The sequence below is a fragment of the Bradyrhizobium sp. SPXBL-04 genome, assembly GCF_051853035.1.
In the GTDB taxonomy this organism is placed as follows: domain Bacteria; phylum Pseudomonadota; class Alphaproteobacteria; order Rhizobiales; family Xanthobacteraceae; genus Bradyrhizobium; species Bradyrhizobium zhanjiangense.
Genome location: NZ_CP182472.1, coordinates 3,480,837 through 3,500,380, shown reverse-complemented (window position 1 = coordinate 3,500,380; position 19,544 = coordinate 3,480,837). Strand labels below are relative to the sequence as shown.

The window sequence follows — 19,544 nt, the reverse complement described above, 5'->3', positions numbered from 1 at the left end:
ATGACATATGTGGTCACCGACAATTGCCGCGGCTGCCGATACACCGAATGCGTTACCGTCTGTCCCGTGGAGTGTTTCCACGTCGACGACACCATGACCTACATCGATCCGGAAAACTGCATCGATTGCGGTGGCTGCGCGCCGGCATGCCCGGTCGGCGCGATCGAGCCCGACTATCGCCTCGCCGCGGACAAGAAGTACTGGATCGACGTCAACCGCAAGCGCGCGACTGAAACTCCCGTCATCAGTGCGCGCCTGCCGGCTCTGCCGGGGGCCGATGAACGCAGGCAGGCGCTGGGCCGATGACGGGGTCTGCTGCAAACGAAGTTCGCATCGCCGTCGTCGGCAGCGGACCGAGTGGCTTCTACACCACCGAGGCCCTGTTGCGCTCGGGCGCGCCCGTGACTGTCGACATGTTCGAACGGCTCCCCGTGCCGTACGGGCTGGTGCGGTTCGGCGTTGCCCCCGACCATCCGAAGCTCAAGCAGGTCACAGCGGCCTTCGACCGCATCGCCGCCATGCCCGGGTTTCGCTTCATCGGCGGCGTCACGATCGGAGACGACCTCACGATCGACGAACTGCGCGAGGCCTATGACGCCGTTGTGCTCGCGACAGGCGCGGAACTGAGCCGGGCGCTCGACATCCCCGGTGAAGCACTGCCGGGCAGCCACACGGCGGGCGATTTCGTCGCGTGGTACAACGGGCATCCGCAGTTTGCGGATCTGCGGTTCGATCTTCGGCATGAGACCGCGATCGTCATCGGCCATGGCAACGTCGCTCTCGACGTGGCGCGCATCCTCGCCAAGACCGCGGACGAGCTGCGCCGGACCGACATCGCGCGCCACGCGCTCGACGTCCTGGCAGAGAGCCGGATCCGCGAAATCCACGTCGTCGGCCGCGGCGGACCGGCGCAGGCCAGGTTCACCGCAAAGGAATTACGTGACTTTCTCGAACTGGGCGCATGCGACACATGCGTCGACCTGCGCAACGTCACCTCCGATGAATTCGAGCCGCGGCGTCCCGACGATCCGGAGCTGACCGAAAAATTGTCGTTGCTGCGCGCGTTCTCGCGGGCGGCCGTGGCGAAGCCGCGGCGCTGCGTTTTTCGCTTTGGTCTGTCTCCTGTCGCGCTCCGAGGACGAGGCCGCCTGGAGGCCATCGCGTTCAAGCAAGGATCGGGCGCTATCGAGGACATCGCATGCGGCCTCTCGCTCAGCAGCGTCGGCCGGAAGACCACGCCTGTGGCCGGGGTTCCCTATGACGCGCATCGCGGCGTGCATGCGAACGTCGACGGACGTGTCGCAGTCGATGGTTCGGTGATCGAGGGCCTCTATGTCTGCGGATGGAGCAAGCGCGGGCCAAACGGCACGATCGGCACCAATCGCGGCTGCGGGATTGCCACCGCAGAGGCCGTCCTGGCGGATATCGCCCATCGACGGCCGCGCCCGGATACGCCTGACGCACTGCTTGCGCGCCTGACCGGCCGCGTCGCACGCATCGTGAGCTATCCGGATTGGGGCACGATCGACGCGGCCGAGAAACGCCGGGGGGCCGCGCTCGGGAAGCCCCGGGAGAAGTTTGTCACGATCCCCGAGATGCTCGCCGCGGTGGATGCGTGACTCCGAGGCGCTACGCCTACTCCTGGTCGACGAGATCGTCCTCGAGGATCGCCATCTGGAACTGGAACGAGCGGTCGTCGTCCTCGTCGTCGACGAAGAGCACGCCGATGAATTCCTCGCCGATATAGACTTCGGCGGAATCGTCCTTCTTCGGCCGCGGTACGACGCGAATCTTGGGATTGCCGAATACGCGCTTCAGATACGCGTCGAGCTTTCTCACTTCCTTGACGTCCACGGCAAGTCTCCAATCGAAATCTGGTTGGCGGGGTTTACGACGAGACGCGACGAACCGCCAGCATGAATTGCCAAAGAATTTTGGGACGGAAAGGGCCGGAAAATCCGGCCCCGTTCCGATCAAACGGAGATCAAAGCCCCATCGCGTTGATCATCTGATCCATGGTGCGCGACGGCTCGGCGCAGCCGGCTTCGCCGACGATCTTGGCGGGCACGCCCGCAACCGTGACGTTGTGCGGCACCGGCTTGACCACGACCGAGCCGGCGGCAATGCGCGCGCAATGGCCGATCTCGATGTTGCCGAGGATCTTTGCGCCGGCGCCGATCAGCACGCCATGGCGGATCTTCGGATGACGGTCCTCGTTCTCCTTGCCGGTGCCGCCGAGCGTGACGCCGTGCAGGATCGAGACGTCGTCCTCGATCACCGCCGTCTCACCGCAGACGAAACCGGTGGCGTGGTCGAGGAAGATGCCGCGGCCGATGCGCGCGGCGGGGTTGATGTCGGTCTGGAACACCGCGGACGAACGGCTCTGGAGGTAATACGCGAAATCCTTGCGGCCCTTCAGATAGAGCCAGTGTGCCAAGCGATGGGTCTGGATCGCATGAAAGCCCTTGAAGTAGAGCAAGGGATCGATGAAGCGCGAGGTCGCGGGATCGCGGTCGTAGACGGCGACGAGATCGGCGCGAAAGGCGTTGCCGAGATCGGGATCGTCGCGCAGCGCCTCGTCATAGGTCTGGCGCACGAGATCGCCAGACAGCGCGGAGTGATCGAGCCGGTCGGCGAGACGGTGAATCACGGAATTTTCGAGGCGGCTGTGATGCAGCACCGTCGAATAAATGAAGGTCGCAAGCTCGGGCTCGCGATGGACGATGTCCTCCGCCTCGCTCCGGATCCGGTCCCAGATCGGATCGAGCGATGCGAGCTTTCCTCCCGGATTGACCTGATGCACTGCCATGGGAATTGCTCTTTCGAATGGGCTGGTTTTGTTGGCTCTATAGCACAGTCTACGCGACAAAGTCCTGGCCGGCTTGCCTGAGAGTGAACAGTGCCTTGCCTTGCGAAAGCGCGCCAAGACATTGAAACACAAGACTTTCTTCTGACGCCCCCAAGCGGCAAGGTCGGCTCAAAGTGGTCAGAGTTTTGCCAAATTCAAGCCGGGCCGCATCAAACTATTGGTGAATTCTCCCCCAACCGTTATTGCGGGCATGGTCCGAGCGAGGACGGAACAGTTTTGAGCATCACCACCGACCAATTGCGCGCGCGCGCCGCGGGCTCGTTATGGCTGCGGCTGGCCGCAATGGCCCTGCCTCTGCTGATGATCGCGCCGGCGTTCTGGAACGGCTATCCATTGTTGCAATGGGATACCGGCGGCTATCTGGCGCGCTGGTACGAGGGCTATCTCGTCCCGAGCCGCTCCACCGTGTTCGGCCTCTATCTGCACTATGGCGAGAGTTTTGGTTTCTGGATCAACCTCGCGGTCCAGTCGCTGGCGACGCTGTGGCTGTTGCAGCTCAGCTTGCGCGTGCTCGGGCTGATGCAGACCTTCCGCTTCGTCGCGATCAGCCTGCTCCTGATCCTGTCGACCGCCCTGCCCTGGCTGGCGAGCATGCTGCTCACCGACATCTTTGCAGGGCTGTCGGTGCTGTCGCTGTTCCTGCTGGTGATCGGAGCACACCGCACCTCGCGGCTCGAAAAAATCGCGCTGTTCGTCTTCACCGCCTTTGCTGCAGCGACCCACAGCGCGACGCTCGGCGTGCTGCTCGGTCTGTGCGCCGCCGGCTGGATGGCGCGGCCGCTCCTTAGACCTCGCCTTCCGCTCGCGGGATTGGCGCTGGCGAGCCTCACCATCGTCGCGGGCGGCCTGATGCTGATGTCGGCGAATTATGCGCTGTCGGGCAAATGGACCTGGACACCCGGCGGCTATGGCGTCGCCTTCGGCCGCATGATGCAGGACGGCATCGTTGCGCGCTATCTCAACGATCATTGCCCGCGCGAACGCTACAAGCTCTGCCCCTATCGCAACGAGCTGCCGGCGACCGCCGACGAGTTTCTGTGGGGCAAGAGCATGTTCAACACGCTCGGCCGGTTCGAAGGCATGAACGAGGAGATGGGCTACATCGTCGTGCATTCGCTCGCGGACTATCCGGCCTGGCAGGCCGGCGCGGCGCTGCGGGCGATGGGGCAACAATTGCTGCATGTCGCAACCGGCGAAGGCACCAACGGCTGGATTCCGCACACCTACGGCATCATCGAGCGCTACATACCCGCGCAAGTCGCGCCGATGCGCGCGGCGCGGCAGCAGCACTGGGCCGTCAATTTCGACGACGTCAACTGGCTGCACATCCCCGTCGCGCTGGCCTCGATGGCAGCGCTCGTCGGGCTGCTGGTGCATGCGCTCGCGAGGCGCCGGCTCGACGATCTGACGCTGCTGGCAGCGACCGTGACACTGGCGCTGCTCGGCAACGCCTTCATCTGCGGCGTGATCTCCGGTCCGCACGACCGCTATGGCGCGCGGATGGTGTGGATTGCAACCTTCGTGGTGCTGACCGCGCTGTTTCGCGCGTTCGGCGACGAGGCGCCGACGGACGAGACTCAGCTACGGCGTGAGAGGAAATCGAGCACGCCGGTCTTGTAGACCTTGTCGCCGACTGCCCGCATGTGATCGCGGCCCGGGATATCGAGCACCTGCGCGCCCGGGATGATCGCGCCGAGCGCGCCGGCAGAGCCCGCGACGTCGTCGGCGGTGCCGACCGCAATCAGCACGGGCACCTCGATGCGTGCGGCTTGCGCTCTCGTCATGAGCTCCCGCGTGCCGCGCAGGCAGGCGGCGAGCGCCCGGCGGTCCGAACGGGTCTGATCGGCGAAGGCGCGGAAGGTGCGACCCACGGGATCGGTGACGTCGTCGAACGAGGGCGCCTCCAGCGCCTTCGCGACGTTCTCGCCGGGACCGGTGCCCTCGATCAGGCCGCCGATGCCGATGCCGCCGAGGATCGCCGAGCGCAGGCGCTGCGGCTCATTGAGCGCGAGCCACGCCGCCATCCGTCCGCCCATCGAATAGCCCATGATGTCGGCCTGCGGGATGGCGAGATGATCCATCAGCGCCAGCACGTCGCCGGCCATGACCGGAATCGAGTACTGCGCAGGCTCGTAGAGCTTCGCACTCTCGCCGTGGCCGCGATTGTCGAGCGCGACGACACGGCGGCCGTTCTTGCGCAGTTCCGAGACCCAGGTCGGATAGACCCAGTTCACGTTCTTGCTCGAGGCAAAGCCGTGCAGGAGAATGATCGGGTCGCCCTCGCCTTCGTCGAGATAGGCAATTTCAACGGCGCCGTTGTGGAAGCTCGGCATCATCAGTTCCGCGGGTCTTGAGGGGGAAAAGTCGATCTTAGAGCACGATCCGGACAAGTGTGCAGCGGTTTTTCCGCTCCGCAAACGCGGAACGCGTTTGCGCGGGGATCATGCTCAAACAATAGCCTCAAGCGCGGCTACGAATTACCTCAATCTCATCGCGCTTTAGGCCTTAAGGGCTGCATCCGCCAGAGCGGCCTCGGCGGCCATCTGCGCCCGGCGGAGCCGCCGCGCGCGCTTGCGATCACACCAGGCCTGGGTCAGGCGCTCCGTGGTCGCCTTGATCGAGGACAACAGCCCAAACAGCGTCAGTGCCGCGCCGAACAGCCAGAGCGTCAGATCGAACGCACCGCCGATGAGGAGCAGCGCGCCGCGGCCAAGCAGTTTCATGATGGCGCGGGTCTTGCCGCCCTGCGCCTCTGCAAGCCGCGCCGCGCGCGCAACATCCTTCGGGCCGTCGGCGATCCGCAACGTGTCCATCGCTCCGCGCGTGCCGGTCTTTTCGGCGACGCGCGTCACGTCCTTGCCGAGCCGAACTAGCGCGCCGGCCTTTTCGGCGCGGAACGCAGCCTTGATCGCGCTCACGGTCTCACCCGGCCGCAGCACCGACCCCTTGGCGACCGCGTTCTGAAGCATCGGCGTGTCGACGATCTCGCGCGCCGACCGGCCGGCCCATGCCGCAAGCCCCTCACCGAGCCGCCCCACCTTGCGCGCGTCCTTCACCAGTGTCAGCCCGGCGCGCACCGGCGCGGCACCACCGACCGAGACGTAGGTTGCCGCCGTCACCACAAGGCCCGCCGCCGCAAGCCCCAGCACGAGCCGGTCGGTGTCCTCGCCCATGGCGAGATGCTTGCCTTCCCGGACAACGTCCCTGATGTCGCCGATCACGAAGAGATCGCCGGCCACCGTTCCCGACAGGCTCGCGACGTCGTCGGCGTTGCCGGTGACGAGACCGGTGGCAAATCGTTTGGCGAAATGGGAGGTGGAATTCTCGGCTTTGACCGCGTCGCTGACGCGGCTCAGGAGGTCGTCCGGGAGCGCGATGTTACGGTCACGCGCGAGCGCGACGAAACTGTCGGCGAGATCGGCGTCGCCCGCGGCAAGCGCAGCCTCGATGTTGTCCTGAACCAGGCGCTCGTTCTGCCGCAGCAGCGCATCGAGCTTGAGCTCGGAGAGCACGGCGGGATCGTCCTGGGCGGCGAGGATCGCGCCGGCCTCGCGGGCGTGCGGTGCTACCTGCGCGAGCATGAAGCTGCATGCCGCGACACCGGCCAACGCTGTGCTGATTCGCAGCCATTTCATGCGGAAAGCCTGGACGGTCCTAAAATCGCTGACGCCTGACGATTCGTCTTTCGTCGCAATTATGCTCGTCGACAGACATAGTATGCCAAAATTGCGACACAACGCCACCGACGAAAGAAGGGCTTCTCTCAGGCCCCAAGATTGTGTCGAATTTGCATGAGCAAATGAGCATGGGGCAATTGCGAACCTTTCGGTTCCGCTGGACTAGCAATCATCTGAACCCACCAGTATGGTCCGCGGCGCCTTAAAGATGCCGCGTCAGTTTCCGATTGTACCTGTCGCCATTGCCACTCCAGGATGAACTACGATGTCCGACCATGTCGTCCCGCACTTCCACAACGATGCCGGAGTTCCCGTCATCGAGATCGGCTCGCAAGAGTTCATGTGCGTGGGCGCCAACCCTCCGTTCGATCATCCGCACGTCTTCCTCGACCTCGGCAACGACAACGAGATCATCTGCCCCTATTGCTCGACGCTGTACCGCTTCGCGCCCGACCTGAAGGCGGGCGAAGCCCGTCCGCCGGAATGCGTGCTGAAGGACAAGGTGGCCTGACCGGTCTCATCGGTCAGGGGTGGCGCTCTCCCGAACGATTGTCATTGCCGGTGCCGGCATCGGTGGACTGACGGCCGCGCTTGCGCTCGCGGCCCGCGGCTTCCGCATCGTCGTGCTGGAGAAGGCCGAGCGCCTCGAGGAAGTCGGCGCCGGCCTGCAACTCTCCCCCAATGCCAGCCGCGTGCTGGTCGAGCTCGGTCTCACCGAACGCCTCAAGCTGCGCGCCGTGATCCCGGAAGCGGTCTCGATCATGAGCGCGCGGGCCGGCGGCGAGCTGCTGCGCATGCCGCTCGGCGAAGCAGCCTCCGCGCGCGCCGGCGCCCCCTATTGGGTGGTGCACCGCGCCGATCTGCAATCGGCGCTGGCGGGCGCTGTTGCCGACCATCCCGATATCGACCTGAAGCTGGGCGCGACCTTCGAGGACGTCGCGCCTCACGCCAAGGGGCTGACGGTGGTCCATCGCAGCGGCACGATCCGCCGCAGCGATCTCGCCAGCGCATTGATTGGCGCCGATGGCATCTGGTCGACGGTCCGCCAGCACCTGTTCCCCGAAGTGCAGCCGCGCTTTTCCGGCCTGATCGCCTGGCGCGGCACGCTCGATGCGACGCAACTGCCGAAGGACTACACCGCGCGCCGGGTGCAGCTCTGGATGGGCCCGAACGCGCATCTCGTGGCCTATCCGATCGCGGGCGGACGCCAGATCAACGTGGTCGCGGTGCTGCCGGGCACCTGGAACAGGCCGGGCTGGAGCACGCCCGGCGATCCTCTCGAGGTCATGGAGGCTTTCGCCGCGCCGCGCTGGCCGCCGTCGGCGCGGATGATGCTCGCTCCGGTCGACGCCTGGCGGAAATGGGCGCTGTTCGGGGTGCCTGACGGCTGCCCCTGGAGCAAGGGGCCAGTCGGGCTGCTCGGCGATGCCGTGCATGCGATGCTGCCGTTCGCAGCCCAAGGCGCCGGCATGGCGATCGAGGATGCCGCCGTGCTTGCCCGGCATTTGAGCGTCGAGGCGGCCGAGAGCACCGCGGGCATCACGGCTGCGCTGACGCAATATGGCCGCGCGCGCCAGGCACGCGTACGGCGGGTGCAGCGGACGGCGCGGCAGCAGGGCCGCATCTATCATTTCAGCGGGCCGCTCGCGATCGCGCGCGATCTTGCGATCCGCGCGCTCGGCCCGGACCGCATGCTGGCGCGGCAGGACTGGATCTACAACTGGCGGCCTTGAGTCCAGGCGCCGCCGGCGCGGTGCCTCAGCGGATCGCTTTTCCGGATTTCGATGCCGGCTTGGCAGCGGCCGCGGATGACGGCGGCGCGGCGGGCGGTGTCGGCTCGGGCGGTGTTTCCCGGCACCTGTTGCGGCGCCAGGCCTCATCGGCAAGTTGCGCCTGGCCCCGCGCCGCGATGTAGTCGTTGCGATAGGCAAGCTCGGACACCACCGCGCCACCAGCGCCGGTCTGGGCCTTGTCCATCAGCTTCTGCAAATCGGCAGTGCGGTTCGCGAGCGCCTTGCGCTCGGTCTCGAGCTGCTTGCAGTCATACAATTCGTATTTGCCGGGATCGGCGAAGGCCGGCGCGACCGTCTCACTCATGCCGGCGCAGCCGGACAGCAAAGCACCGGCCGCGAGCAGCACGCTGCAGGAGCGCAGGGAAGAGGAAAACGAAGCAGCCATGCCGGATGATTAGTCCCCGCGGATTGAGAATGCCTAAAGCAACAATAGATGTCCGGATTGAGGCTTTGCCTCGTGCGCCCGACTCGCTCAAGGAAGAACCGCCTATAGAGCCAACAAAGCAGCAATGCCAGAGGGCCGAGGACGTGACGGAATCCGAGCTGAAGCCCCTGAGGTAAGCGGCTCAAATCGTGCGCGGAATCGGCTGTATTCTCTTTGCCCGTCGGGCAATTGCGCCGTATAGATGGGCCGATGCGGGCGTGGCGGAATTGGTAGACGCATCGGACTTAAGCCATTGAGTGCCCTGGAGGAAACTTCAGGAGCAGAACTGCTCAAAGTCGGGGAAACCTTCACTGGCAATCCCGAGCCAAGCCCCGCCAGGGGGAAGGTGTAGAGACTAGACGGGCAGCACCTACAGCGGACAAGCGCCAGGGTGAAGGGATAGTCCAGACCACGAACGCCGAAAGGGCGGCGGCGAAAGCCGAAGTGGTATGAAAATCCGTGGGGCCGCAAGGCCTGTGCCGGTTCGAGTCCGGCCGCCCGCACCAGGTGAGAGTATCGTGCGAAGCGTCTGTGACATCTCACACGGACGAATGGCTAAAGAGCCATTTGGACTGGTCACGCATTGACCGCATCCACCAGATCGCAGATGGCATTGATCGAATCCAGCTGCGTCAGATCGAAATTGATCCGCGCAAAATCGATCCCGTAGTCCATCTCCAGCGACATGATGATTTCGACCGCATCCAGCGAGTCGAGCCGGCCGCTGGTGAACAAGAGCTCATCGTCCTCGACCGGAGAATGATCTCCGCGCAGGCTGAGCCGCCGGATGACGTAGTCGCTCATTTTCGAGCGGACATTCAGATCCATGTGTCAACTCCCAAGAGGTATGCGAGAAAATCAGCGCGCTGCCAGATCGTGTGGACACGATCGAGCGGAGCGTCGAAGACATGCAGAAGGCAGAAGAAGAGGATGACCCAAATCATTCCCAATGCGCGGGCTGAGCCTGGATCCCACAACCTCGCGCGGCGGCAATTTAACGCCGCATAAAATGAAGGCAGCAACCAGATGGATTTCGGCTTGGCCGACACCCGGTCATGCGCGCCTTCAACTATATTTCCACCGCAGCACTACGACGATTGCGGGCTCAGATCTCCGTCGGGCTCGACCATCGCCAATGGGTCGACGGTGGAGATCTGTGAGATGACTCTCTCCCGATCCTGCTCGGGCGCAAGAAGTGCGCCGATGCGTTTGATGACCCAGATCGATGCAATGCCGACGGCCACCCCGGCGAACACGTCGACAAAATAATGTCCTCCCCCGATCGGGGTCGCGGCCAGCATGACCGCGTTCCATAGCAGGCCGATGCCCCGGACCCAGCGGATCGGCCAGAGCACCCACATGTACAAGACTGCCGAGATCGCGTGAAAGCTTGGAAAGGTCAGAAGCGGCCCCAGTTGAAACGCATCGAGCAGCTTCACTGTGCCGTCGCGCACTAGGGGGAGCTCGCGCAGCGTCGCGTTGTAGACGGAGGGCTCGAAATTGGGATGGTCCGCTGAGTGTAGTCCTACGGTTTCATAGACGCCGGTCGCTGGGAACAGCGTGGAGATGAGGGTCGTGATAGCCAACGTCAGGCCAAATCCGAGCGAGAACTCCGCAGCGCGCCTGTAGTGACCGAGCAGTGGAACGACAACCACGATCAGAACCAGTTGCCATCGAATGGAGTCGTAGGTCACTGCAAGAGCATCGATCAGACCCGGCCGGTTGACCAATGCCAGATAAGCACGAAAATCCAGGCCGAGCGCCCGATCCATGGCCAGCAGATTCGTGTCCTGCATTGGAAAGTTGGCTGTCGCCGCGAAATAGCCGATCGACACCAGAAGAAGAATCTGAAGAACGATTTGAGCAATGAAGAACAGGGCGATGTAGACGCGGGGGCTCCGTCTGAGTTTCGATTTCAGATTTAGATAACCGACCACTCCGTACACGCCGGCAATTCCGAAATAGAGCAGATAGCTGCTTACCCGCAATTGAAAACCGGCTAGACACAGCCCAACGACGAAGACGGCCAGCGTGGCTGCGATGAGAGCCCAGTTGAGCTGAAAAAGATTAAGGCAAACCGCGAGTTCCGCCCTTGCCCCTGGGGTTGATAGAGTACCTGTCGAACGAGGAAGACCACCGACCGAGCATGCCTGAACCGCCATTTGTCATTCCCAGCAATTCCGGAGACATGTATGGCAATACAACCTTTAATAGTTTGACAACGAGCGCGTGTAGATTTAATCAGGACAACCTCAGCCGGGTGGGCGGTGATCCTTTGCGCCAAGCTCCATCCTCGCCCCCGCTTGGACGACTAATTGCGTTCATGGCGGCATTCGGAACGCGACCAAGCATCCACGAGATCGTTGATGCCGCGGGGTTGATCTCGCGCACGGAACTTTGTTAGGCGCCGTTATCTGCTCAACCACACCAGCATTGGTCGAGATCGATGGCCGACCTTTGGGCCCGATCCGGTTCCTACAATGCCTTCATGGATGTGAGATCGAGGTCGGATCTCCGGAATGCGCGCAGAAGCGATTCAGCGCGATCGTGAGCCCTTCAACGTGACTCCACTATGTGCGCCTCGGGGCGTTTCGGCTCGGCACGGAAGTCGAGCAGCAGGATCCAGAAGCACATCAGCGCGACCGTGAGGAGAATGAAGCTGCCCTCGAATGCTGCTCCCAGAAGCGAGATCAGTGCGGGAAGGAGCAGACCGACCGAGAGACATGCGGCGAGCGCCATGGCCGGAAGATCGACGATAAGGATGGCGGCGTAGAGCGCGAGCTCGAAGAAGGCATATTCCTTGAGCCGCGGCGAGCTGAGATAGAGTGCAAACATGGCGAGCACCGTGACGCGCATGGCCGTGCGGGGATGATCCATCAGCCAGCGATCCAGCCGCGTCAGAAGCGATCCCCCTTCCCGTACCGGGTGGCTCGCGGCCACGCGCAGGACGGACAGGGCGAACGGCACCAGCACGAGCGCGAGGGCTGCGAGCGCATAGGCCGCGAACATCACCGGCTTGCTGTCACCGAGGCCGGCATGGTCCATGAGGTCCCGCGCCAGCAGCAGCAGCGACGGATTGATCTCCACGAGATCGACGGCATGCTGGTTCGGGATCTGACCCGCAATTACAAGCAGCCAACTCGCGAACAGATCAGGATACAGCAGCCTCGACATCAAGACCGGCAATGCGAAGCCGAACGCCGCCATCGCGATCAGCGCCAGCTTGCGACTGCGCGGCAGCGGCAGGAAATAGAGCGCAGCCAGCACGGGACAGAACACCAGCTTGAACGAGGTCACGAGACCGAGCAGTGCAGCGCCGGCAAGGCGCAAGGGAAAGCTCGTGTTTTCTCTAGAGGGAAGCGGACGAAGCAGGAGCGACAGCGCGATCGCGGTCAGCAGGCCGCTTAGAATCGCGAAATTCCCCGACGCCTGCACCCATTCGAAACCGACGAACGCGCCGAGCGCGCACAGCACCTTGAGCGCAGCATCGCGCGCGCTCGTGCCCGTTCGGCCGAGCCCGGGCAACAGCAGGCCGCAGATCACGGCGAGGACGAGAAAGATTCCTCTGTAGTGATCGACCAGAAAGCCGCCCGCGCACAGCGGGCGGAAGACGTCCAGCGTCACCGGCAGATAGGGATAAGAGAGCTTGGTGCCCTTCAGGTTCTTGACGAAGTAGGGATCGAGCCCGTCGGCATGCGCATCGACTGCCGCGCAATTGACCCGGACATCCCAGCCATATTTCACATCGAGCCTGGCGTCGTTGGCGAGATTGCCGAGCACCAGCAGCGCAGTCAGCGCGATCAGGCAGGCAAGCCAGACGTTCCGCCTCGCAGCCGTGTCGGCTGCGGGCTCCAACCATCGTGCTGCACCGGACATCTCGGACACAGGCGGATACCTTTGTTTGGCTTGTTTCTCTGAGCGCCGCTGCGGCGCCTCCTCATCTCGGCCGCACTGTGGGCAGAATGCGTTTCGGTTTCATCCTGCCCGACGGGCGGGGCCGCGCCGGATGCCGATCTTTAGGAAGGGATGGTGAATCAGTGGTTTCCGGCCACCGGGGGTTGCGCGATCTGGAGAATCCGGCAGGAAAGGAAAGGCGGCCATCTCACCAATTCTTGTCCGCTCCGGCCCTGCCTGACAGCCATCCCGAAACGGGGGTTGTGCAACGCAACATCGGAATGGATAACGCCCTCAATTTCAAGAGGTGAGCTTCCTTGTCCGACGTCAATGCCGACGATTGGGTGTCCTCCGGACACCGTCCCATGGGTTTTCCCGAATTCGTCATCGTAATCGCGTCCATCATGGCGCTGAATCCGCTTGCGATGGACATGATGCTGCCGGCCCTGCCCAACATCGGCACCGCCTTCAAGATTCCCGTCGCCAACCATCTTCAACTGGTGCTGTCGACCTTCCTGGTCGGCTTCGGCGCCGGCCAGTTCGTCATGGGCCCGTTGTCGGACCGCTTCGGCCGCCGCCCGGTGCTGCTCGGCGGCATGGCGGTCTATGCGGTGGCGAGCGTGCTGGCGGTCGCCGCGCCCTCGTTCGAGACGCTGCTGCTGGCGCGCGCACTGCAAGGGCTCGGCACTTCGGCGACGCGCGTGATCGCGACCTCGATCGTGCGCGACTGCTATGTCGGCCGCCGCATGGCGAGCGTGATGTCGCTCGCGATGATGGTGTTCATCGCGGTGCCGGTGATCGCCCCCTCGTTCGGACAGGCGGTGCTGCTGGTGACGGCATGGCGCGGCATCTTCGTGGTGCTGATGCTGTACGGCCTGCTCGCGCTCGCATGGTGCGTGCTGCGGCTGCCTGAAACCCTTCCCGAATCCGAGCGCAGGTCGCTGGCACCCGCCGACGTGCTCTCGGCCTTCCGGCAGACCGTGACCCATCGCCAGACCATCGGCTACGCCACGGCCGCCGGCGGCGTCATCGGCGCGCTGTTTGCCTACGTCTTCTGCGCCCAGCAGGTCTTCACCGGCATCTATCACCTCGGCCATTACTTCCCGCTCGCCTTCGCGGCGATCGCGGCCGGCACCGCCATGGCCGGCTTCCTCAACGCGAGGCTGGTCGGTCGGCTCGGCATGCGCGTGATCTCGCACGGGGCACTGACGCTCTACACCGCGGTAGCCGGCGTGATGCTGCTGACCGAAAGCCTCGGCGTGCTGCCGCTATCCTTGTTCATGGTGCTCTCCGCCCTGATGATGTTCTCGTTCGGCATGATGGTCGCCAATTTCACCGCGCTCGCGATGGAGCCGCAGGGCCACATCGCCGGCACCGCCTCCTCGCTCTACGGCTCGATCACGACATTGATCGGAATCGTGGTCGGCATGGCCATCGGCCAAAGCTTCGACGGCACGCTGCTGCCGTTCTCGATCGGCTTCTGCCTGTCGACGCTCGCAGCGCTCGCGATCGTGCTGGTGGTGGAAAAGGGACGGCTGTTCAAGCCGCATCATCGCCCCACCGCGTGAGGAAGCTCGGACGTTCGGGGCGGGCGCGCCCTGCTGAGCGCGTTATACACTTTAACGTAACGGTCGGTGCCACAAGAGCGCCCTGACGCCTTCCTAGTAGAAGTCGTCACTTGTGCAGACATCTCTAATCTTGAGATTATGCAATGTCTTTATTTCAATTTTGCCGGAATGGATCCTGCTGTCGTAGAGCTTCGATTGGGAATGAGGGTTGTTCCATCGCCTAACGACGTCGGCAGGTTGTTGATATATTAAAGGTTGTGTTGCCATATATTTCCCGGAAGATGCAGGAAATGGCGGCGCATGACCGTTCGTGCTTACGTGAGAAACAGTCCCGCCCAATCCGCGGGAGCGCAAACGAGTTCAGAAGCAGTGGAAGCCTATGGTCTCTACCTGCTGAACTGGATCACTATTACAATTCTGGCGCTATTCGTCGGTGTATCCCTTGCCTTGTTGAAACTCTCGATGGCCCTCGAAGGCGAGTTGTTGGGAGGCATGGCGACGGTTGCAGGTCTCACGGCGGCAGGTCACGTCTTGTTGTCACGAGTACGCGCCGTGCGCATTGCGTACGTTCTTATTTCCGTCGCCCAGTTAGGCCTTGTGTCCATGCTCGGGGCCGTCCTGACCTACGTCGCAGCATCTGCAAATTTGCCATTGCAGGATGCCATGCTCGACTCCTGGGACAAATTCTTCGGACTGGATTGGACTATTTATTATCGGCTCATGACAGCCTGGCCTGCACTGCTGCCGTACGCATGCTTGTCCTATGGTGCAATCGGTTTGCCGCCGATCGCGGTTCCCATCGTTCTCGGACTGACGAACAACCACGTTCGATTGCAACAGTTCACGATGGCGACGTTGCTCACCCTTTGTGCGGTGGCTTTGATTTCTGCGCTGATACCGGCCATCGGCACCTATCAGCAATACAATTTGCCAACCGAGTTCGCGACCTTCAAGGCTAGCGGCTATTTCATCCAGCTTGATCGCCTGCCCGTGGTGAGAAGCAGCAGCCTGCAGGTTCTGAACATCTCGCAGATCGGCGGCATCGTGACCTTTCCCAGCTTCCATGCTGCGGCGGCTCTGCTCGCGCTGTGGGCGTGGTGGGGCGTGTGGTGGATGCGTCCATGGGCTTTAATGATGTGCGTTGCAATGCTGGCAGCAACGCCCTTGTGGGGTGGACACTACTTTGTGGACATCTTCGCTGGTGTAGCCGTTGCAGCTCTTGCGATTGCCTTCGCGAAAGCAATTGAAGTTCAATCGTCGGTCATTCCCCACGGCGCAAAAAGTACCTCGCTTGCATGCATGCCCCCCTGATCGGGCGAAGCTTCGACGGCACGCTGCTGCCGTTCACGATCGACTTCTTCCTGTCGATGCTCGCAGCGCTCGCGATCGTGCTGGCGGTGGAAAAGGGACGGCTGTTCAAGCCGCATCATCGCCCCCATCGCGTGAGGAACTTCCCGTCCCTCTCGATGTTGTCCTGCAGCAATTCGAGAGGCCACGTTAATGGAACTGGAACACCGCGAAAACCGCGAGGCGAAACGGCAGAAACAGGAGCGTTCGGAGCCGGACGCTGAGCAGACCACGTTCACGACGCCTTTGGCGAGCGAGGGGCTCGAGCAGGTACGCGACAGCCATTGCTGATCACGAAATCTATTTGGCCGCCCGCCTGCTGGCGCTGAAATCCTCAGCAGCGCTCTCGGGTGCCGCCCCGCTTCCTCGCGGCGGCACCATCAGCACGACCACCTTCCGCGACAGGCCGGGCCGCCCCCACAGAGTTGCCTGCACGGTGAACTCGCGCCTGACGACGTGTCCGGCTTTCGAGGACACCCGTTCCATCCACCTGCCACAATAGTCCTGGCCGCGAAAACAGAGCGCGGCCCAGCCGCGGTCCAGCGTCGCCTTGCGCGGCAAGCCCCAGGAGTTTTGATGCTCGAACGGCCGTGCACAATGCGGATGGTCGGGGCTGTAGAACGCCGTCGCGAAGGCCAGCGAATCATCACCGCTCACGGCGCTGAGCGGCGTGCCGGCCAGTTCGCGCCATTCGCGCGTCAATTCGCCGGCCACCTGCGCGTAGAAATTCCGGCCTTCTTCGTAACCGTGATCGTTGCGATAGACGGCATGGATCGGCGCTACGACCATGACCGCAACGAGCGCGACGCCAGCCACGGTCACGGTGAGGTTGACGGTGTAGAAGCGCTCGATCGGATAGCGCGCGCCGCAAACCACGAGAACGGCGAACAGGAACAGCCCTTGCAATGCCCACAGCGACGGCAGATCAGTGCCCATCACGAGCGATGTCAGCACCGGCAACGTGATCGTGCCCATGGCGACGTAGAACAGAAGCCGCAGACCCGGGCTCATTGCAGCGAAGTCGGCGGGAAATTGCTTCAGCCGCGTGCCCGCGATCAAGACCCATAGCACGGCCGACACGCTCATGGCCGCCGCCAGCCCGAGCAGGAAGTTCCTGGCCTCGCCGAGCGAGCTTAAGGCATTGCCGTTGGCATGGGCCAGCGCATAGGTGAAAGTCGACGCCCCCGTGGCCGCGAGCCACACGACGTGCGGCGACAGCGCCGCGAGCCCGACCACCGCCGAGATCCAGGGCGAAGCGGAGGTGAAATAGGCGCGCCGCGCCGGGTGCGCCAGCGCGGCAAACGCGAAGCTCGCAACGAGAAAGATCGAATAATATTTGCCGAGCATTGCCAGCGCCGTCGTGCACCCCACCGCGACCGCCCACGACGCGGCGCGCGTCTCGAACGCGCGCAGGAAGCACCAGGTCGCCAGCGGCCAGACCGCGAGCAGCACGGCATTGGCATTGAAGCGCTGGGCATGGAATTGATAGGCCGGCGTCAGCATCAGGAGCAGCAGCACCAGGACGCGCTTGTGCCCGCTCACGAATTGCCGCGCGATCCGGTCGACGAAATACAGCGCAAGCCCGGCGTTGGCCATCGCCATCAATTGCAGCGACCAGTCGCTGAGCGGAAAGACGAAGGTCCAGCTAGCGGCAACCCAGCCGGTCAATGGCGGATGCTTGTGATAACCCCAGGCGAAATGCCGACCCAGGGTCCACGCTTCGAGCGTATCGGGATGCAGGCCGCCGCCGGCGTACGCGATCACGAGATAAAGCGTCCAGATCGCGACAAAGCAGGCGATGAGAAGCGGCACGGCCCAGCCTGTCTCGACCGCGTCCAGCCAGTGCAGGAAAGGCCGGCGCCATCGCGCCGGCGCACGATCGGACCGTTCGGCCATCGCCTGGAATGCAAAATCGAGCGGCACGGGAATCAAATGAAAGAAGGAAAGCGATGCGCGAGGACGACACATCTATTTCAGGACAGAAACAAGTAGCAACAATTGAAAACTGGAACGGTTAAAAACGCTCCGGCCTCTCAGCCAACGCAAGGTCGACAAAAGGCAACGGCGCCGCTGATGACAGCGGCGCCGCGTGGTGAGGGAGACGAAAGACGCGTGGTCTGGCCTGCCCCTACTCCGACTTGTCAATGTTCCAGAACAGCGGCGTCGCGGGACCGTCGAGCACGCCGCTGAGCGATTTGCGCCAGCCGCTCGGCAACAGATACTGCCCCAGCGGAATGTAGATCACCTGCTCATACGCTTCCTTCTGGATGTCGGCTGCGATCTTCTTCTGCTCGTCGAGCGAGGACGCGCGGACGAAGGCGTCCTTGAGCTGCTCGATCTTGGCGTCTTCCGCCCAGCCGAACCAGCCGCCCTTCTTGCCCTGGCCGCCGATCGAGAGATTGGCGATCGGGTTGGAGACGTCGGCCGCGACCCAGTTGGTGAAGAACATGTTCCAGCCGCCCTCCTTCGGCGGCTTCTGGCTGGCGCGGCGGCTCACCACGGTCTGCCAGTCGGTCGCTTGCAAATCGACCTTGAAGCCGGCCTCGCGCAGCAGCTGGGCCGCAACGATCGGCTGCGCCTTCAGCGTCGTGACATCGCCAGGGGCCATGATCACGACCGGGGTACCGTCATAGCCGGACTCGGCGAGCGCCTTCTTGGCTTCCGCCATGCCGTTGCCCTTCACCAGGGTTTCCCCGCCGACCTCGGTCGCGAGCGGCGTATCGCACACGAAGAAGGCGCCACAGATCTTCTGGTACTTCGGGTTTCCGACCAGCGCGTCGAGCACGTCCTTCTGGTTTATCGCCAGCAAGGCAGCCCGGCGCACCTTCACGTTATCGAACGGCGGATGAAGGAAGTTCATCCGGCCGAGCGTCTGAAAGCCGAACTTGTTCGAGACCTCGAGCGTGAGCTCCTTGTTCGCCTCCAGTATCGGCAGCATGTCGTAGGGCAGATTTTCCATGAAATCGATGTCGCCCGACTGCAGCGCGTTCACCGCGGTCTGGGAGTCCGGCATGGTGATCCATTCGACGCGGTCGACCTTCACCACCTTGCCGCCGGAGGTCCAGCTCGCCGGCTCCTTGCGCGGCACGTAATCGGTGTTCTTGACGTAGACCGCCTTCACGCCCGGCTGGAATTCCGACTGGACGAACTTGAAGGGACCCGAGCCGATCTGCTCCGGGATCTGCTTGTCTGGCGGCGTTTCGGCGAGGCGCTTCGGCATCATGAAGGCGACGCGCGAGGACGGCTTGCCGATCGAATCGAGCACGAGGCCGTAGGGCTCCTTCAGCTTCAACGTGATGGTCTTGGCGTCCGTCGCCTCGATGCTCGCGGTGAAATCCATGAGCTTCTGGCCCATGCCGTCGACCGCGGCCCAACGCTTCAGCGATGCGACGCAGTCTTCCGCCGTGACCGGTGCACCGTCATGCCACTTCAGGCCGTCGCGCAGCGTGAAGGTGTAGGTGAGCTTGTCGTCGGAGATCTTCCAGTCCGCCATCTGCGGCTGGATCTTGAAGTTCGAATCGGTGGCCACCAGCGTGTCGTAAACCATGTAGCCATGGTCACGCGTGATGTAGGCCGTGGTGAAGATCGGATCGATGATGCGCAGATCCGAATGCATCACCGCCGTGATGGTCTTGCCGGCGGCAAACACCGGCGAGGCCATCGCCGTGGACAGCGCGACGACCGACAGCGCAAGTTTGGAGGCAAACGCGCGAGACCCCCGGCGCATGAAGTTGAACATGGAAAGTTTCTCCTGACGTGAAACTGTTCAAAGGCAGATTATTGGTTGAGCATCCGGTTCGTTCTTTGGGCGAACTAACCTCATGCAATGCCTTTATCTTTTCGAGACTTGCAGACAGTGCCGAGCGCGTCAATCCGGTTTCGCTGCAAGCCCTCGCGGCGTGTGCACGGGCTCCACAAGGATCGGTTTGGCTCTACAACACTCTCTGCCTGTCCTGCCCCGCGCCGATGCAA

18 protein-coding genes and 1 pseudogene are annotated in these 19,544 nt (G+C 63.2%); 9 read left to right on the top strand and 10 right to left on the bottom strand.

Translation table 11 applies throughout. From position 1 onward, the window contains the following. Complete coding sequence (locus ACNJX8_RS16360; protein ID WP_091889461.1) at positions 1 to 306, top strand: ferredoxin family protein; 306 nt, start codon at positions 1 to 3, stop codon at positions 304 to 306. Next, positions 303 to 1,619: an FAD-dependent oxidoreductase gene (locus ACNJX8_RS16355; RefSeq protein ID WP_439361359.1), complete on the top strand. Its 1,317-nt coding sequence runs from the start codon at positions 303 to 305 to the stop codon at positions 1,617 to 1,619. Before ACNJX8_RS16360 ends, ACNJX8_RS16355 begins: the two co-directional genes overlap by 4 nt. 16 nt (positions 1,620 to 1,635) lie before the next feature. Here ACNJX8_RS16355 and ACNJX8_RS16350 read toward each other — a convergent pair whose 3' ends face one another. Then, complete coding sequence (locus tag ACNJX8_RS16350; protein ID WP_007602550.1) at positions 1,636 to 1,854, bottom strand: DUF3126 family protein; 219 nt, start codon at positions 1,852 to 1,854, stop codon at positions 1,636 to 1,638. Positions 1,855 to 1,984: 130 nt separating this feature from the next. After that, positions 1,985 to 2,809 carry a serine O-acetyltransferase gene (gene cysE / locus ACNJX8_RS16345; RefSeq protein WP_091889465.1) on the bottom strand — a complete coding sequence of 275 codons (825 nt, stop codon included), beginning with the start codon at positions 2,807 to 2,809 and terminating at the stop codon, positions 1,985 to 1,987. Between the two features lie 276 nt (positions 2,810 to 3,085). On the opposite strand from cysE, the gene ACNJX8_RS16340 reads away from it, so the two are divergent. Next, entirely contained in the window at positions 3,086 to 4,489 is a 1,404-nt protein-coding gene (locus tag ACNJX8_RS16340) for a hypothetical protein (RefSeq protein WP_439361358.1), read from the top strand. Here the strand turns inward: ACNJX8_RS16340 and ACNJX8_RS16335 are convergent. Further along, positions 4,447 to 5,202: an alpha/beta fold hydrolase gene (locus ACNJX8_RS16335; protein ID WP_128937326.1), complete on the bottom strand. Its 756-nt coding sequence runs from the start codon at positions 5,200 to 5,202 to the stop codon at positions 4,447 to 4,449. The two genes, ACNJX8_RS16340 and ACNJX8_RS16335, sit on opposite strands and share 43 nt — an antisense overlap. Before the next feature lie 165 nt (positions 5,203 to 5,367). After that, on the bottom strand, positions 5,368 to 6,504 hold the full coding sequence (locus ACNJX8_RS16330) for a hypothetical protein (RefSeq protein ID WP_439361357.1): 1,137 nt from the start codon (positions 6,502 to 6,504) through the stop codon (positions 5,368 to 5,370). A 307-nt stretch (positions 6,505 to 6,811) separates the two neighbouring features. Here ACNJX8_RS16330 and ACNJX8_RS16325 point away from each other — a divergent pair, with 307 nt between their 5' ends. After that, a complete protein-coding gene (locus tag ACNJX8_RS16325) occupies positions 6,812 to 7,057 on the top strand; it encodes a zinc-finger domain-containing protein (RefSeq protein ID WP_279376967.1) in 246 nt (81 codons plus the stop codon). A 19-nt stretch (positions 7,058 to 7,076) separates the two neighbouring features. Then, complete coding sequence (locus tag ACNJX8_RS16320) at positions 7,077 to 8,279, top strand: FAD-dependent monooxygenase (protein WP_128940460.1); 1,203 nt, start codon at positions 7,077 to 7,079, stop codon at positions 8,277 to 8,279. A 25-nt stretch (positions 8,280 to 8,304) separates the two neighbouring features. On the opposite strand, the gene ACNJX8_RS16315 is transcribed toward ACNJX8_RS16320, so the two are convergent. From ACNJX8_RS16315 to ACNJX8_RS16300, 4 genes are all read right to left on the bottom strand, one after another. After that, positions 8,305 to 8,724 carry a twin-arginine translocation pathway signal gene (locus ACNJX8_RS16315; RefSeq protein WP_439361356.1) on the bottom strand — a complete coding sequence of 140 codons (420 nt, stop codon included), beginning with the start codon at positions 8,722 to 8,724 and terminating at the stop codon, positions 8,305 to 8,307. A 615-nt stretch (positions 8,725 to 9,339) separates the two neighbouring features. Beyond that, complete coding sequence (locus ACNJX8_RS16310) at positions 9,340 to 9,591, bottom strand: acyl carrier protein (protein ID WP_439361355.1); 252 nt, start codon at positions 9,589 to 9,591, stop codon at positions 9,340 to 9,342. A gap of 260 nt (positions 9,592 to 9,851) precedes the next feature. Then, complete coding sequence (locus tag ACNJX8_RS16305) at positions 9,852 to 10,925, bottom strand: phosphatase PAP2 family protein (RefSeq protein ID WP_439361354.1); 1,074 nt, start codon at positions 10,923 to 10,925, stop codon at positions 9,852 to 9,854. A 394-nt stretch (positions 10,926 to 11,319) separates the two neighbouring features. Beyond that, the gene (locus ACNJX8_RS16300; protein ID WP_439361353.1) at positions 11,320 to 12,618 is read right to left on the bottom strand and encodes a hypothetical protein; all 1,299 of its coding nucleotides are present in this window, start codon (positions 12,616 to 12,618) and stop codon (positions 11,320 to 11,322) included. A 356-nt stretch (positions 12,619 to 12,974) separates the two neighbouring features. Between ACNJX8_RS16300 and ACNJX8_RS16295 the strand changes: the two genes are divergently transcribed. The 4 genes and pseudogenes from ACNJX8_RS16295 to ACNJX8_RS16280 all read left to right on the top strand — a co-directional run bounded on the left by ACNJX8_RS16295 (position 12,975) and on the right by ACNJX8_RS16280 (position 15,863). Then, complete coding sequence (locus ACNJX8_RS16295; protein ID WP_439361352.1) at positions 12,975 to 14,225, top strand: multidrug effflux MFS transporter; 1,251 nt, start codon at positions 12,975 to 12,977, stop codon at positions 14,223 to 14,225. Positions 14,226 to 14,525: 300 nt separating this feature from the next. Beyond that, entirely contained in the window at positions 14,526 to 15,536 is a 1,011-nt protein-coding gene (locus tag ACNJX8_RS16290; RefSeq protein WP_439361351.1) for a phosphatase PAP2 family protein, read from the top strand. Further along, a pseudogene (locus tag ACNJX8_RS16285) lies at positions 15,536 to 15,661 on the top strand (MFS transporter); the annotation flags it as partial. The gene ACNJX8_RS16290 and the pseudogene ACNJX8_RS16285, both read left to right, overlap by 1 nt. Before the next feature lie 64 nt (positions 15,662 to 15,725). Next, on the top strand, positions 15,726 to 15,863 hold the full coding sequence (locus ACNJX8_RS16280; protein WP_164934792.1) for a hypothetical protein: 138 nt from the start codon (positions 15,726 to 15,728) through the stop codon (positions 15,861 to 15,863). A 9-nt stretch (positions 15,864 to 15,872) separates the two neighbouring features. On the opposite strand, the gene ACNJX8_RS16275 is transcribed toward ACNJX8_RS16280, so the two are convergent. Then, complete coding sequence (locus ACNJX8_RS16275; RefSeq protein WP_439361350.1) at positions 15,873 to 17,468, bottom strand: glycosyltransferase family 39 protein; 1,596 nt, start codon at positions 17,466 to 17,468, stop codon at positions 15,873 to 15,875. A gap of 232 nt (positions 17,469 to 17,700) precedes the next feature. Further along, positions 17,701 to 19,311, bottom strand: a complete 1,611-nt coding sequence (locus tag ACNJX8_RS16270) for an ABC transporter substrate-binding protein (protein WP_439361349.1) — start codon at positions 19,309 to 19,311, stop codon at positions 17,701 to 17,703. Positions 19,312 to 19,544: the final 233 nt, after the last annotated feature.

Coding starts and splice junctions, on each gene's coding strand:
- ACNJX8_RS16360 (WP_091889461.1), top strand. CDS start 1: ATGACATATGTGGTCACCGACAATTGCCGCGGCTGCCGATACACCGAA.
- ACNJX8_RS16355 (WP_439361359.1), top strand. CDS start 303: ATGACGGGGTCTGCTGCAAACGAAGTTCGCATCGCCGTCGTCGGCAGC.
- cysE (WP_091889465.1), bottom strand. CDS start 2,809: ATGGCAGTGCATCAGGTCAATCCGGGAGGAAAGCTCGCATCGCTCGAT.
- ACNJX8_RS16335 (WP_128937326.1), bottom strand. CDS start 5,202: ATGCCGAGCTTCCACAACGGCGCCGTTGAAATTGCCTATCTCGACGAA.
- ACNJX8_RS16330 (WP_439361357.1), bottom strand. CDS start 6,504: ATGAAATGGCTGCGAATCAGCACAGCGTTGGCCGGTGTCGCGGCATGC.
- ACNJX8_RS16325 (WP_279376967.1), top strand. CDS start 6,812: ATGTCCGACCATGTCGTCCCGCACTTCCACAACGATGCCGGAGTTCCC.
- ACNJX8_RS16315 (WP_439361356.1), bottom strand. CDS start 8,724: ATGGCTGCTTCGTTTTCCTCTTCCCTGCGCTCCTGCAGCGTGCTGCTC.
- ACNJX8_RS16310 (WP_439361355.1), bottom strand. CDS start 9,591: ATGGATCTGAATGTCCGCTCGAAAATGAGCGACTACGTCATCCGGCGG.
- ACNJX8_RS16305 (WP_439361354.1), bottom strand. CDS start 10,925: ATGGCGGTTCAGGCATGCTCGGTCGGTGGTCTTCCTCGTTCGACAGGT.
- ACNJX8_RS16290 (WP_439361351.1), top strand. CDS start 14,526: ATGACCGTTCGTGCTTACGTGAGAAACAGTCCCGCCCAATCCGCGGGA.
- ACNJX8_RS16280 (WP_164934792.1), top strand. CDS start 15,726: ATGGAACTGGAACACCGCGAAAACCGCGAGGCGAAACGGCAGAAACAG.
- ACNJX8_RS16275 (WP_439361350.1), bottom strand. CDS start 17,468: ATGGCCGAACGGTCCGATCGTGCGCCGGCGCGATGGCGCCGGCCTTTC.
- ACNJX8_RS16270 (WP_439361349.1), bottom strand. CDS start 19,311: ATGTTCAACTTCATGCGCCGGGGGTCTCGCGCGTTTGCCTCCAAACTT.